Origin of the sequence: Phocaeicola sp. HCN-40430, from assembly GCF_037890285.1 — a bacterium.
Lineage (GTDB): Bacteria > Bacteroidota > Bacteroidia > Bacteroidales > Bacteroidaceae > Phocaeicola > Phocaeicola acetigenes.
Window position 1 is genome coordinate 24,649 of record NZ_JBBKBS010000027.1, and the last position, 15,670, is coordinate 40,318.

Consider the following 15,670-nt stretch of genomic DNA (forward strand, 5'->3'; position numbering starts at 1 on the left):
CACCCTGATTATCGAAGATTATCATTATATTCGCAGAATAAATTACTTCTCATAATAATAATTATTAGGAATATATGACACCAGAAGAAAAAGCAAGGCAAAAAATAGACCAGTGGTTTGTCGATGCTGGCTGGAAAGTAGTTGACCGGGAAGATTACGAACCAACATGTACAGCAGTTGCTATAAGAGAAGGGTTACTAAAAGGTAATCTTGAGGCTGATTATTTCCTTTTCATTCACGGAAAGGCTATTGGTGTGCTTGAAGCTAAAAGAGAAGAGGTGAATGCCTTTTCTGACAAAGTATGCGGACAAGCTGTTTTATATGCCAGAAATGTTCCTAAAATTTATCAGACATACCAAAATCCTCTGCCTTTTATTTTTACATCAAACGGCAAAGATCTGTATTTCTGCGATTTTCGTAAACAAGATGCTAGTTTCAAGCAGATAATGACGATTCCTTCTCCTCATGAACTGGTTAAACTGTTGGGAATTAACGATTATTTTGCCGGACTTCCAACTTTGCGAAAAAAAGGATTACGTGATTGTCAGTATGAGGCAGTGAGCGAACTGGAAAAAAGTTTCAGAAGTGGCCAGAATCGCGCTTTGATGGTATTAGCAACAGGTGCAGGTAAAACATATACCGCATGTCTTGCTGCATATCGTCTTCTTTCATATACTCCAATGAGAAGAGTATTATTTCTTGTGGATCGGAATAATCTTGGTAAGCAGGCAGAGGGAGAGTTCGGAACTTTTCGACTGACAGAAAACGGAGATGCATTCAATACAATATTTACAGTGAATCGTCTTCGCTCCTCTTCTATACCCTCTGATAGCAATGTCGTTATTTCCACAATACAGCGTCTTTTTTCTTTTCTGAAAGGAGATACCATTGAGGATAATGACAACGATGATGACAATGAGCCTACAGAAGAAGTAATATTACCACCTAACCCTAATTTACCACATGATTATTTTGATTTGATTATCATAGACGAGTGCCATCGTTCCATTTATGGAAATTGGCGTAAGGTTTTGGAATATTTCGATACAGCCAGACTTGTAGGATTAACAGCCACACCTATACCCGAAACAATAGCCTTCTTCAATAATAATCGCATAGTCAACTACACATTGGAACAAAGTATTGTTGACGGTGTAAATGTAGATTGTCGTATTTATAGAATCAAAACCCAAGTTACCGAAAACGGTGGTGCTATATTAGAAGGAGAAAAGGTAAAAGAAGAAACACGATATACCGGGAGTGTAAAAACCATTTCCAATAAAGAGACGAAAACTTATACCAATAAGGAGTTGAACCGGAATGTCATCAATCCTGCACAAATCAAACTAATCTTGTCTACATATCGGGATGTAGTCTACACTGAACTGTTCAATGATCCACAGCGAGAAGTTAATTTTGACTATCTTCCAAAAACATTAATCTTTGCTCTCAACGAGACTCATGCCACCAATATTGTGCAGATAGCCAAAGAGGTATTTGGGCGTACAGACGACCGCTTTGTACAAAAAATCACCTATTCGGCAGGCGACAGCAACGAATTGATACGTCAGTTCCGAAATGACAAGGATTTCAGAATAGCGGTGACTTGTACATTGGTAGCAACAGGCACAGATGTTAAGCCTCTTGAAGTATTGATTTTCATGCGTGATGTAGAGTCTTTACCGCTCTATATACAGATGAAAGGACGTGGTGTACGCACAATTGGAGATGAGCAGTTACGAAATGTTACTCCGAATGCGTTCAGTAAAGACTGTTTCTATCTGGTCGATGCAGTCGGGGTAACTGAGCACGAAAAAATAACACCCAAAGTAACTAATGAACCAACTACCAAAACAATTACTCTTAAAGAATTATTAGAACAAATCAGTCATGGTTATCTTCCGGATGAACATTTGAGACGTCTTGCGGCCACACTTTCCCGAATATATAACAAGGCAGATTATTCACAACGGAATGAATTTTCAAGTTTGGCTCATGAAGATATGAAAGAGCTTGCATCCAGAATTTATAATGCACTTGAAAATAATAAGCTTCCGGCATTTGTCAGTACAGAAGAACCGAACAATGAACGAAAGGGATTAGTTGCTCCATTAGCCAATCATGCAGATGCACGCCGGTATCTACTTATCCTTGCAGCCGGGTTTATCAACACACTGATGCCTGGTGAGGACACGCTTATATCGAAAGGATTTTCAATAGAAGAAGCTAAAAGTACAACAGAAGCCTTTGAAGATTTCTGCAAAGAGCATAGTGATGAAATAGAAGCTCTACGTATAATTTATAATAATGAAGGTGAGCCAATTACCTATTCAATGCTAAAAGATTTGGAAAACAAACTTAAAATAGCTAACAACCATTTCACCTCCAAACAACTATGGAATTCGTATGCTATTCTGAGTCCTAATAGTGTCCGACGTTCTACAACGAAAGAAGAAACCGAAGCATTGACCAATATTATACAACTTGTACGTTTTGCTTTACACCAAATAGAGCGGTTAGATAGTGTTGTTTCCACTTCTAAACAGTATTTTAATCTATGGTTAGGACAAAACCAGCGCGAAATAACAGATAAACAACGTGAAGTTATCAGTCGTATTGTAGATTATATTGCGTCTAACGGAGCTTGTACAATCAAAGAGATTCGTGAAGATGATGCTACTCAGGCAGCACAGATGATCCGTGCATTCGGCAACATACAGAAAGCCAACGAAGCTTTACAGTCTCTATATACATTTGTAGTTTTAAGAAAAGCAGCATAAATTTATGGCAACAAATAATACAACAGAACAATCGCTTACCAAAAAAGTTTGGAATCTGGCAACAACTCTTGCCGGACAAGGAATCGGATTCACCGATTACATCACACAGCTCACCTATCTTCTTTTTTTGAAGATGGACGCCGAGAATGTAGAAATATTTGGAGAAGAATCAGCAATACCATCTGGTTATCAATGGAGTGATTTAATATCTCTTGACGGTTTGGATTTAGTAAAGCAGTATGAAGATACTCTAAAGCTTTTAAGTGAACAGGAAAACTTAATCGGCACAATTTATACAAAAGCGCAAAACAAGATTGACAAGCCTGTCTATTTAAAAAAAGTCATTACCATGATTGATGAGGAGCAATGGCTGATCATGGATGGAGACGTGAAAGGCGCTATCTACGAAAGCATCCTTGAGAAGAATGGGCAGGACAAGAAAAGTGGTGCCGGCCAGTATTTTACTCCACGTCCACTCATCAAAGCAATGGTAGATTGTATCGCCCCGCAAATTGGAGAAACAGTCTGTGACCCGGCTTGTGGTACTGCAGGATTCCTCTTGACAGCATACGATTATATGAAAGAACAGTCTGCAAGCAAGGAGAAACGTGATTTTTTACGCAACAAAGCACTGCATGGTGTAGACAACACTCCATTGGTAGTAACACTTGCTTCCATGAACCTATATTTGCATGGTGTGGGAACAGACCGAAGTCCGATTGTTTGTGAGGATTCTTTGGAAAAAGAACCATCCACCCTTGTAGATGTAATACTTGCCAATCCTCCTTTCGGCACACGTCCGGCAGGTTCAGTGGATATTAACCGTCCGGATTTCTATGTAGAAACGAAAAACAATCAGTTGAACTTTCTTCAACACATGATGCTGATGCTCAAAACCGGAGGGCGTGCAGCTGTAGTATTACCAGACAATGTCCTTTTTGAAGGTGGTGCGGGAGAAACAATTCGCAAGAAGTTACTTTCAGACTTCAACTTACACACGATACTTCGTTTGCCTACAGGTATTTTCTATGCACAAGGTGTAAAAGCAAATGTATTGTTCTTTTCCAAAGGTCAACCGACAAAAGAGATTTGGTTCTATGATTATCGTACTGACATCAAACATACACTTGCTACTAATAAATTAGAAAGACATCATTTGGATGATTTTGTCACATGCTATAATGCAGGAAACTTAGAAGGACGCAAAGAGACATATGATGCAGACAATAATCCTCAAGGACGTTGGCGTAAATATCCGGTAGAAGATATTCTGAAGCGCGACAAAACAAGCCTTGATATAACCTGGATAAAACAAGGTGGTGAAACTGACGACCGTTCTCTGGCCGAGTTGATGGCTGAGATAAAAGAGAAAAGCCAGACGATAAGTTCCGCTGTTGCAGAACTCGAAAAACTGCTTGCAAACATCAATGAAAATTGAGCGTATGAAGGACAATAATATCGTAATATCAATAGAACAACAGTTTGGAGAAATCGTAAATATTATTCTCCAACATAAAAGTAATGCTTCGAGAGCCGTCAACGAAGAATTACTGCTTACTGCATGGCATGTAGGAAGATATGTATCAACCAAACTGAGAAATGAAGAATGGGGAAGCAAAGTTGTTTCGCAATTATCCGAATACATACGTTCTCAACACCCTGATATTAAAGGATATAGCAAAAGAAGTATTTACAACATGGTAATGTTTTATGATGAATATTCATCAGAAACATTCATAGCAACAATAAAAAAATATTTGAATACAGAATTTGTGCAGCCAAAAACTGCACAAATTGAAGCGAGTGACCATAAACAGGAAGTACCTGTAATTGTGCAGTCCAAAACTGCACAATTTATCCAGCCGGCAGTTGGACAAATGCCTAAAATTTTGGAATTGACAACCTTGACTAATCACATAGAAATTTTATGCCGATGTAAAAGCAACGAAGAACGGTTGTTTTATATACTCTATGCCAATAAAGAGCATTTGGTAAAACGAGAGCTTCAACGTTGTATTTCCAACCAGACTTATACGGCTTTATTAGGCAGTAAGGACAACATGTCAAAAGGGTTACTCAAAATATATCCCAATGCGCCAGCCATGTTCAAAGACACTCTGTTCGTAGATTTCCTCAATCTGCCGAAAAAGCATAGCGAATCCAAACTAAGGAACGGCTTGGTAGAACATATGAAACAGTTCATTCTTGAACTGGGAAAAGACTTTATATTCATGGATCAAGAATACCGTCTTGATATCGGAACATCTACATTCAAGGCTGACCTACTGTTTTTTCACCGTGGGTTACAGGCATTGGTTGCCGTAGAACTAAAAAAGACAAAGTTTCATCCTCGCGATCTTGGACAGCTGGAGTTTTATCTGGAAGCACTCGACCGTGATGTAAAACGTTCCAACGAGAACCCGTCTATCGGCATTATCCTTTGTCCGGAAGCAGACCGGGTAGTAGTAGAATATGCCATGAGCAGAAGTATGAGTCCCACAATGATAGCCGAATACAAACGCATTCTCATTCCACAGGAACGCATGCAACAGCAATTGAATGAGTTTTGCAATCTATTCTTAAACAAAGACTAACCCCTAATGGATACAAAGAAATTACGTCAAAAAATACTAGACCTCGCCATCCGCGGTAAACTTGTCCCACAAGATCCGAATGACGAGCCTGCATCTGTATTGCTCGAACGCATTAAAGCAGAGAAAGAACGTTTAATAAAAGAGGGAAAAATAAAGCGCAGTAAAAAAACAGCTAAAACTTCTGATACGCCCCATTATGAGAATGTACAGTTTGAGGTACCAAGTTCGTGGGAGTGGACGACATTTGGTTCTATCTGCAAAAAACTTACAGATGGTTCACACAATCCTCCTCCCAAACGATCTAATGGATATACAGTCATAAGTGCTCAGAATATAAAAAATGGTAAAATTATTTTTACTGATAAAGATAGATATACTGATGAAATTGGATTTCAAAAGGAAAATCCAAGAACTCAAATAACAAAGGGGGATATAATATTAGGAATTATAGGAGGATCTATTGGAAATGTTGCCATTTATGACTTGTCAGATCCTGTAGTTGCTCAAAGAAGTATTTCTATAATAGATACATACGTATTAAATATCTATTGTTTTTATTTACTTCAATCCACTATTTTTCAATCTCTCTTTTTAGAAAAAAGTATTGGTAATGCACAAGCCGGTATTTATCTTGGAGAACTTGATAAATTATATATACCACTTCCCCCTATCAGAGAACAGAATCGTATCGTTTCAGAAATTAAGCGTTGGTTTACTTTGATTGATGAAATTGAACAAGGCAAAGCTGATTTGCAAACAACTATCAAGCAAATCAAAAGCAAGATACTAGACCTTGCCATTCATGGTAAACTTGTACCGCAAGACCCGAATGATGAGCCAGCCTCTGAATTGTTAAAACGTATCAACCCAAAAGCAGAGATTACTTGTGATAACGCGCATTATCAGAACTTGCTTTTTGAAGTACCTCAAAATTGGTGTTGGACTATACTTGGGAAAATTGGCAAATGGCAGTCTGGTAGCACACCAAGTAGACTGAATAAGAATTATTATAACGGAAATATCCCTTGGTTAAAAACTGGAGATTTGAACGATGGATATATTACCCATATTCCCGAATACATAACAGAAAAAGCCCTAAATGAAACTTCTGTAAAACTTAATCCAGCAGGTAGTGTTTTAATTGCTATGTATGGAGCTACAATAGGAAAAATTGGGATATTAACCTTTCCAGCCACAACTAATCAAGCTTGTTGTGCATGTAAGGTTTTTAATGTGATAGACAAAGAGTTCTTGTTCTTTTTTTTATTGTCCCATAGGGAAGAATTCATTAAAATGGGTGGTGGTGGAGCACAACCTAATATATCCAAAGAAAAAATAGTTAATACTTATATTCCCTTGCCACCGTTTGCAGAACAGAGAAGAATTGTCAATGCTGTTAATAAGGAGTTTACCCTATTAGACGCAATAATGGAGAGTTTATAGGCTCTCCATTATTATATCAAAATGTTTAAACGCAAGCTTGATGGCTTCGAATATTCTTTCTTGTTCTTTGTAAGGAGGAATTGGCACTTCTATTGCTTTGAATAGTTTTTTATTCAAGTGAGGAATAGCAGAGCCAACTTTATTTTCTCGTAAAATTTTTCTGTGCAAGTTGATAACTTGTAACAAATATTCGGTATTCATATTTTCGTTGATTAACAACTGCTTGAAAGTACTACCTTGATAGCCTTCTATTGGAGTTCTAAATACCTCACCAGAGTTCTCTCCATCGACTAAAATTAAAAAAGAGTTTGCAGATATATATTTGCCTGAAGTCAAAGTCTTCGGTTCTCGTTCTCCACGCAAATATTTGACATCAAGATTTATTCTTTCTATACCACTCTGTTTATTACCATCAATCAAAGAACATAGCATTTGCATGGGTGCAACTGCCCACCCTTTAGGTAACTGCGTATAATGCGCGATACATTCTCTTATTTTGTTATTGTATTCATTATAAATCAATATAATATGGTAACAAAATTCAAAAATCATTTAGCAAGAACTAATCTTGCCAAAAACACCGTTAACTCGTATGTATGGACAGTGCAGTATTTTCTCAACCATTATGGGGATATCAACAAAAAAAATCTTTTGGCTTACAAGGGGTATTTAATGGAGAACTTCAAGCCACAAACCGTCAATTTGCGGTTACAAGGCATCAACAAGTATCTTGAATTTACAAAGCAAGAGAAGCTGAAAGTGAAGTTCGTCAAAGTTCAACAGAAGAATTTTTTGGAGAACGTAATCAGTGATGCAGATTACAAATTTCTAAAATCACGTCTAAAAGCGGATGGTTATAATGAATGGTATTTCATCGTATGGTTTATGGCTGCTACTGGAGCACGAGTCAGTGAATTGCTCCATATCAAAGCAGAACACGTACAGATTGGTTATCTTGACTTATATAGTAAAGGTGGAAAGATTCGTCGGTTATATATTCCTAAGAATCTACGAATAGAAGCAGATAAATGGTTAAAAAACCAAGGCTTAACATCCGGCTATATCTTTCTAAATCGTTTTGGACAACGTATCACCACTCGTGGAATAGCGTCGCAGCTCAAACATTTTGCCGAAAAGTATGGAATGAACAAAGAAGTGGTTTATCCTCATTCATTCCGTCATCGTTTTGCAAAAAATTTTCTTGACCGTTTCAATGATCTTGCTCTACTTGCCGATCTTATGGGGCATGAAAGTATTGAAACAACCCGCATTTATCTTCGCCGTACGGCTAGTGAACAACAGAAAATTGTAGATAAAGTCGTGAACTGGTAGTCTGTCAATAGCCTTTAGAAGTGCAATTACTTACACTTCTAAGGCTTTTTGAATATTATCAAGTATAGAGAACAGTTCATCTATTTTTTGAACTATGCGTTGTTGCTCGGCTAATGGAGGAAGTGCAATACACTCGTTCTTAACAGTTTCAGAAGAGATCGCCTTGAATGTGGTTCCTGTTGCTTTACGTTCAAATGTATCTTGTAAAGTTTGTAACCAATAAAAATAAAATTTTGAATTTCCTTTTTTAGGCTTTAATGCGCATAAACCTCTTCCAATACAAACACTCCTTGTTACTATATTAACAATACCAACAGGTGCTCTAACACATAATAAGATAGAATCTTTTTCGGCCATTTTTGTTGGTTCTGAGGTATAAACATTTGATGACTGCACAAATATATCTGAAAAATATAATTTTCCTTGGTGAAACTCTATACCATTTATCTGGTTTATTGTTTCTCCATTTGGGGATTGCCCCATTATAATCAACAGCACATCTTTTAAATGGCATTTACTCCAGCCGTTTGGCAACTTCCGACTATGCGCGTTATCACAAGGTGTAAAGTCGGGATTTATGCGTTTTAGTAATTCAGAGGCCGGTTCATCATTCGGGTCTTGTGGTACAAGTTTACCATGAATGGCGAGGTCTAGTATCTTGCTTTTGGTTTGCTTAATGAGAGTCTGTAGTTCAGCTTTTCCATGTTCTATCATATCTATCAAGGCAAACCATTTTTCTATCTCCACCACGATACGTTGTTGTTCCGCAAAAGGAGGAAGAGGTAATAAAAACTCATTAATAGATTTAAGTGGGACATTTTTAATTGTACTTCCAGTTGCAGATTCAATGGCATATTTTAAAAAGAAATTAGACTCTAAAATATTGCAAATATATTGTTTATTAATTTGCTGGCACAAATTAATATAACAAACACTTTTTCCTAACATTATTTTCTCGCCATTGTATATCCCAACATTGCCTATTGTACCATTTATTGAAATAAGAACAGTTGTATCATCTAGTGGTTTTCGGTATTTTTCATATTCTAATATTGAGATACGCTTTGTTCCATCTTTTATTATAACTTTCCGATTGTGTAAGTTATTACCATTGATGAAATAAAATTCACCATTAGAATCATATTCAGGAGTTCCATGCAAACCGTCACCAATTATTTTTGTTATATCCTCCAACATACACCACACCCATCCCTTTGGCACCTCAAACGGTACATTCTCATAATGGGGCGTATGTAAAGTAAGCATCCAACAAAAAGAACAATAAAACCAAGTTTTTACACCTTCCATTTCGCTGAAAATCCATATATTTAGGCATAACTTTTAAATCGGATCAACATGGAAACATACCTCTTTTGGATTGTACCGGCTGCCTCGCTTCTGGCACTGGTACTGGCCGGTTATTTCTACCGGCAAATGATGCAGGAAAGCGAAGGTACTCCCGCCATGCAAAAAATAGCTTCACATGTGCGCAAAGGCGCCATGTCGTATCTGAAACAGCAATATAAAGTCGTGGCATGGGTATTCGCGGTACTGGTAGTGCTCTTTGCCGTCATGGCCTACGGATTCAATCTGCAAAACTCCTGGGTTCCGGTAGCCTTTCTTACCGGTGGATTTTTCTCCGGCCTGGCTGGTTATCTGGGTATGAAGACTGCCACTTATGCCTCTGCACGTACAGCAAATGCTGCACGAAGCTCACTCAACAAAGGGCTGCGCATTGCGTTCCGAAGCGGGGCTGTCATGGGACTGGTGGTAGTGGGACTGGGACTGCTCGACATCTCTTTCTGGTATCTCTTGCTGGATCACTGCGTTCCGGAAGATATGATGAATCCGACTTCGAAACTCTGCATGATTACCACAACCATGCTTACTTTTGGTATGGGAGCTTCTACTCAGGCTCTCTTCGCCCGCGTAGGAGGAGGCATCTATACCAAAGCTGCCGATGTAGGAGCTGACCTGGTGGGTAAGGTAGAAGCCGGCATTCCGGAAGATGACCCGCGAAACCCGGCAACCATTGCCGACAATGTGGGTGACAACGTGGGAGATGTAGCTGGTATGGGAGCCGACCTGTACGAGTCGTATTGCGGTTCCATTCTGGCTACGGCAGCACTGGGTGCGGCAGCTTTTATCGGTTCAGGAAATACGGATATGCAGTTTAAGGCTGTCATTGCACCGATGCTTATTGCCGCAGTGGGGATTCTGCTTTCCATTATCGGTATCTTTACGGTACGTACCCGGGAAGGGGCAAATATGAAAGAACTGTTACAGGCACTTTCACGCGGTACGAATCTGAGTTCCCTACTGATTGTAGCTGCTACTTTCGGAATCTTATGGTTGCTGAATATCACCAACTGGCAATACATCGCATGGGCAGTGGTAGTAGGACTGGCAGTAGGTATCATCATCGGACGCTCTACCGAGTATTATACTTCGCAATCGTATAAGCCCACACGGAAACTCTCCGAAAGCGGAAAGACAGGACCGGCGACTGTCATCATCTCGGGTATCGGACTGGGAATGATTTCCACTACCATTCCGGTAATCGCTGTAGTTGCAGGCATCATTCTGTCTTACTGGCTGGCCTCCGGATTCGACCTTTCGAACATCAGCATGGGGCTCTACGGAATCGGAATTGCAGCTGTTGGTATGCTGTCTACACTGGGAATCACACTGGCAACAGATGCCTATGGTCCGATTGCCGACAATGCCGGAGGTAATGCGGAAATGTGTGAACTGGGAGAAGAAGTGCGCAAACGCACCGATGCACTCGACTCGTTAGGAAATACGACAGCTGCCACAGGAAAAGGATTTGCCATCGGTTCTGCTGCACTGACCGGACTGGCTCTGCTGGCTTCGTATATTGAGGAAATACGTATCGGACTGGAACGCTTGGGAAATACCGTACTCCAGTTGCCCGGCGGAGAAAGTGTGCCTCTGCATAAAGCCAGTTTTACAGACTTCATGATATATTACGACGTGACACTGATGAATCCGAAAGTGCTTTCGGGCATGTTCATAGGCAGTATGATGGCCTTCCTGTTCTGCGGACTGACCATGAATGCCGTAGGACGTGCAGCAGCCCACATGGTGGAAGAGGTACGTCGGCAGTTCCGTGAGATAAAGGGCATATTGGAAGGAAAAGCCGAGCCCGACTATGCCCGGTGTGTAGCCATTTCCACACAGGGAGCACAAAAGGAAATGCTGTTTCCGTCGTTGCTGGCTATCATTGCCCCTATCCTCACCGGACTAATCTTCGGAGTTCCGGGAGTAATTGGCTTGCTGACCGGCGGCCTGTCGTCCGGTTTCGTACTGGCCATCTTCATGGCAAATGCAGGGGGAGCCTGGGACAATGCAAAGAAATATGTAGAAGAAGGAAACTTCGGTGGCAAGGGAAGTGAGGTACACCGTGCCACCGTAGTTGGGGATACCGTAGGCGATCCGTTTAAAGACACCTCCGGTCCCAGTCTGAATATTCTTATCAAACTGATGAGTATGGTAGCCATTGTCATGGCCGGACTCACCGTATCGTGGTCGCTGTTCTAAACAGAATCAGAACGCCTCTGTCATGTTAAAGTAGAACAGATTCTGCCGGTTCACAAAGTTACGTCCGTAATCCAGACGCACATTCATACGGGGCTGCACTTCAATACGCAGCCCCAGTCCGGCATTAGGCAATACTCCTTCTATCTTCGCCGGAGTAGGTCCCATGAAACCGCATCCTCCCCAGGCCACAAATCCCAGACGGTGAATCAGTTTCTTAAACCAGTTGCTGCGGTCGGTATTGAACATATGACGGTATTCGGCCATCACTACATGCGAAGATTTATCGCGATACTGTCCCATATAGTATCCGCGCAAATCGAACGGTGTTCCGCTCAATACATATTTATTTAATGGTATATGAGAACCAAACACATGCTTGGTCTGAGCCGTCCAGGCAATTACCCTACGTTCTCCCACACTCTTGTACTGCCGATAATCCAGCTCGAAGCGGTAAAAGTTCTCGTCACTCCCCAGCCACTTCTGATACATCAGTCCTCTGAAATCCACATAAACACCTTTATAAGGATTGGCCGGTACATCGCGGGTATCGTATGTCAGCAGGAAACCCAGCCCCGAACTGAAACTGGTATATCCATCGGCATTACCTCCGGCTGCCGCAAAATCTTCCTGTGTAGCCAGGTGTTTGGCCGGATCGGTAATCTTATCATAATTCAAATCAATTTGTGGTCCTAAAAACACATTGCTGTCCTTTATACGAAACAGGAACCAGGGATTGAACTGTATTCCGCTATAACGGTACTGACTGGTAGAATCACTGCGTTCGTAGTTTTTATTGGTACTATAGCCTATTCCGTAGAAATTCTCCAGCGTATTTTTATAAGTAAACTGTCCGAATATACGGAACTTGTCGTCTTTGAAAAACAGCTGTGGCTTGACCACCACATTCAGTCCCCCGTTGAACATAAAGGCCATGGATGCCGGCAACACCGAACGGCGCATGGTAGAATCTTCCGGATTCAGACGGAAAGTTACCAAAGCGCTTCCTCCTACCAGAAGACCGAAATCGGGAGTATAGCTGGGACCACCCAATATATTATAATGCAGATTCCGCTGGCTCTTTTTCAGTTTTCGTGCCTCTTTCTTGCTCATCAAAGAATCTTTCTGCAAGGTTTCCTGAAGGACTTTGGTAGGCTGAATAATATCTACAAACTGAATACTGTCTTGTGTCTGTGCAACTCCTCTGAGCAAATTCAGACACAATAAGAGGAATATAATTATTTTTTTCATACAATACTGTTAAAATACAACTGCAAAGTTACAAAACTCCTTCCGATTGGCTTAGACTATTTGTAAGACTTTGTGGTCTTGTATATCTTTTTAACGAATATATCTTTGGCTGTTCAATCTCGAATTGCTACCTTTACCTCGTCTAAATTTAACAATTTAAAGATATGACTATCACAGAACGCTTTTTAAAGTATGTAGCTTTCGATACACAATCCGACGAAACCACCGAAGTAACACCCAGTACTTCCAAACAGATGGTTTTTGCACAATATCTGAAAACAGAACTCGAAGCACTTGGACTGGAGGACATCAGTCTTGATGACAACGGATACCTGTTTGCCACACTGCCGGCCAATACAACACGTGATATCCCTGTTATCGGATTCATTGCACATATGGATACCAGTCCGGACATGTCGGGAGCCAATGTAAAACCACGCATCGTATCTGCCTACGACGGTACAGACATTCCTTTGTGCGCAGAAGAAAACATTATCCTGTCGCCCCGCCAGTTTCCGGAACTGCTGGATCACAAGGGAGAAGACCTTATCGTAACCGACGGACACACCCTGCTGGGAGCAGACGACAAAGCCGGTATTGCTGAAATCATTTCCGCCATCGCTTATCTGAAAGAGCATCCGGAAATAGAACACGGAAAAATCCGTATCGGATTCAATCCGGATGAGGAAATCGGTCTGGGAGCACACAAGTTCGATGTAGAAAAGTTCGGATGTAAATGGGCTTATACCATGGACGGAGGAGAAGTGGGAGAACTGGAGTTTGAAAACTTCAATGCCGCTGCTGCCAAAGTACATGTAAAAGGACGTAACGTGCATCCGGGATATGCCAAGAACAAGATGATTAACTCGCAACTGGTGGCTCACGAATTTATCGCCATGCTGCCTGCCAACGAAACTCCGGCTACTACCGAAGGTTATGAAGGTTTCTATCACCTCATCGGTATGGAGGGAGAAGTGGAATCGTCTGCCCTTTCTTACATCATCCGCGATCACGACCGTCAGAAATTCGAAGCACGGAAAGTTTTCATGCAGGAATGCGTAGCAAAGCTGAACGAAAAATATGGCGATGATACAGTCCGCATCGAACTGAAAGACCAGTATTACAACATGCGCCAGCAAGTAGAACCGCTGATGCATATCATCGATATTGCTTTTGCTGCCATGCAGGAAGCTGGAGTAGAGCCTAAAGTAAAAGCAATCCGCGGAGGTACAGACGGAGCACAGCTGTCGTTCAAAGGACTGCCTTGCCCCAATATCTTTGCCGGAGGACTGAACTTCCACGGACGTTATGAATTTGTTCCTATCCAGTCGATGGAAAAGGCCATGAACGTAATCGTCAAGATTGCCGAACTGACTGCCAAAAGATATTAATCAAGACAACAACTCATTATCATATTCACGTGGGCCAACGGTATTATTCGCGATGGCTCACGTGATTTGTATATACCCTCCCCTAAATTTACGCTGTGCAATCCTTGCCATCTGAGAAATAATTGCTATCTTGCCATCAAAACCTTATTTTCTATAGCAGTTATGAAAACAACTCCATTTACAGACAAGCACATCGAACTGGGTGCCAAGATGCATGAATTTGCAGGCTACAACATGCCTATCGAATATTCCGGAATCATAGACGAACACATGGCCGTATGTACGGGAGTAGGTGTCTTCGACGTATCGCATATGGGAGAATTTTGGGTAAAAGGTCCGCATGCGCTCGAATTTATCCAACAAGTCACTTCCAACAATGCCGCTGTCCTCACACCCGGGAAAGTGCAGTATACCTGCTTCCCCAATGAAACAGGAGGTATCGTAGACGATTTGCTGGTTTATGCTTACGAACCGGAAAAGTACATGTTGGTAGTAAACGCAGCCAATATAGACAAAGACTGGGCTTGGTGTGTATCGCATAATAGCGTAGGAGCAGAGCTTGAGAACTCATCCGACCACATCGGTCAGTTGGCGATACAAGGTCCCAAAGCTATCGACACGCTACAAAAACTGACTCCCGTCAATCTGTCTGAGATTCCTTATTATACATTCCGGACCGGAGAATTTGCAGGTGTACCGGAAGTCATCATTTCGAATACAGGATATACCGGTGCAGGAGGCTTCGAACTGTATTTCTATCCCCAGGATGCCATGAAGATATGGAACGCTATCTTCGAAGCGGGTGCTGAATTCGGTATCAAACCGATAGGTCTGGGAGCACGTGATACCCTCAGACTTGAAATGGGCTTCTGCCTGTATGGAAACGACATCGACGATACGACATCGCCGCTGGAAGCCGGACTGGGATGGATTACCAAATTTGTAGAGGGCAAAAACTTTACCAACAGAGCCTTCCTCGAAAAACAAAAGGCAGAAGGTGTATCACGAAAACTGATAGGTTTTGAAATGATAGACCGAGGCATCCCTCGCCATGGATATGCGCTGACCAACTCAGATGGTGAAACCATCGGACATGTGACTTCCGGAACCATGTCGCCTACCCGTAAAATCGGAATCGGAATGGGATATGTAACAACAGAATATGCAGCCCCCGGAACAGAAATATACCTTGACAACAGAGGCAGAAAGCTGAAAGCTCAGGTAGTGAAGCCACCTTTCCGGAAGATATAACATTTCTATCATAAAGACTTATCAGGAAAAAAACAAGCAGCCGCTGATTCACATCAGCGGCTGCTTTTCT

At 41.3% G+C, this 15,670-nt stretch carries 11 protein-coding genes; 8 read left to right on the forward strand and 3 right to left on the reverse strand.

The genetic code is table 11. From position 1 onward, the window contains the following. The first annotated feature begins 74 nt into the window (after window positions 1-74). From WKU26_RS11035 to WKU26_RS11050, 4 genes are read left to right on the forward strand one after another with little or no spacing between them, the layout of a single operon-like run. A complete protein-coding gene (locus tag WKU26_RS11035; RefSeq protein WP_340322046.1) occupies window positions 75-2,780 on the forward strand; it encodes a type I restriction endonuclease subunit R in 2,706 nt (901 codons plus the stop codon). 4 nt (window positions 2,781-2,784) lie between these two features. Further along, complete coding sequence (locus WKU26_RS11040; RefSeq protein WP_340322047.1) at window positions 2,785-4,218, forward strand: type I restriction-modification system subunit M; 1,434 nt, start codon at window positions 2,785-2,787, stop codon at window positions 4,216-4,218. A gap of 4 nt (window positions 4,219-4,222) precedes the next feature. After that, window positions 4,223-5,374 (forward strand): PDDEXK nuclease domain-containing protein, encoded by a 1,152-nt coding sequence (locus WKU26_RS11045; protein WP_338158466.1) that lies wholly within the window; start codon window positions 4,223-4,225, stop codon window positions 5,372-5,374. A gap of 6 nt (window positions 5,375-5,380) precedes the next feature. Beyond that, window positions 5,381-6,817 carry a restriction endonuclease subunit S gene (locus WKU26_RS11050; RefSeq protein WP_340322048.1) on the forward strand — a complete coding sequence of 479 codons (1,437 nt, stop codon included), beginning with the start codon at window positions 5,381-5,383 and terminating at the stop codon, window positions 6,815-6,817. Here the strand turns inward: WKU26_RS11050 and WKU26_RS11055 are convergent. Then, the gene (locus WKU26_RS11055; RefSeq protein WP_340322049.1) at window positions 6,812-7,369 is read right to left on the reverse strand and encodes a restriction endonuclease subunit S; all 558 of its coding nucleotides are present in this window, start codon (window positions 7,367-7,369) and stop codon (window positions 6,812-6,814) included. The genes WKU26_RS11050 and WKU26_RS11055 overlap by 6 nt on opposite strands. On the opposite strand from WKU26_RS11055, the gene WKU26_RS11060 reads away from it, so the two are divergent. Continuing rightward, window positions 7,346-8,149, forward strand: coding sequence for a tyrosine-type recombinase/integrase (locus tag WKU26_RS11060; RefSeq protein WP_340322050.1), 804 nt, complete (start codon window positions 7,346-7,348; stop codon window positions 8,147-8,149). The genes WKU26_RS11055 and WKU26_RS11060 overlap by 24 nt on opposite strands. Before the next feature lie 30 nt (window positions 8,150-8,179). Here WKU26_RS11060 and WKU26_RS11065 read toward each other — a convergent pair whose 3' ends face one another. Further along, the gene (locus tag WKU26_RS11065) at window positions 8,180-9,457 is read right to left on the reverse strand and encodes a restriction endonuclease subunit S (protein WP_340322051.1); all 1,278 of its coding nucleotides are present in this window, start codon (window positions 9,455-9,457) and stop codon (window positions 8,180-8,182) included. Between the two features lie 48 nt (window positions 9,458-9,505). Between WKU26_RS11065 and WKU26_RS11070 the strand changes: the two genes are divergently transcribed. Further along, window positions 9,506-11,710 carry a sodium-translocating pyrophosphatase gene (locus tag WKU26_RS11070; protein ID WP_340322052.1) on the forward strand — a complete coding sequence of 735 codons (2,205 nt, stop codon included), beginning with the start codon at window positions 9,506-9,508 and terminating at the stop codon, window positions 11,708-11,710. 6 nt (window positions 11,711-11,716) lie between these two features. Here WKU26_RS11070 and WKU26_RS11075 read toward each other — a convergent pair whose 3' ends face one another. Beyond that, the gene (locus WKU26_RS11075) at window positions 11,717-12,958 is read right to left on the reverse strand and encodes a BamA/TamA family outer membrane protein (RefSeq protein ID WP_445323241.1); all 1,242 of its coding nucleotides are present in this window, start codon (window positions 12,956-12,958) and stop codon (window positions 11,717-11,719) included. A gap of 164 nt (window positions 12,959-13,122) precedes the next feature. On the opposite strand from WKU26_RS11075, the gene pepT reads away from it, so the two are divergent. Continuing rightward, entirely contained in the window at window positions 13,123-14,349 is a 1,227-nt protein-coding gene (gene pepT / locus WKU26_RS11080; RefSeq protein ID WP_340322053.1) for a peptidase T, read from the forward strand. Between the two features lie 162 nt (window positions 14,350-14,511). Further along, on the forward strand, window positions 14,512-15,600 hold the full coding sequence (gene gcvT / locus WKU26_RS11085; RefSeq protein ID WP_340322054.1) for a glycine cleavage system aminomethyltransferase GcvT: 1,089 nt from the start codon (window positions 14,512-14,514) through the stop codon (window positions 15,598-15,600). The last annotated feature ends 70 nt before the right edge of the window (window positions 15,601-15,670 follow it).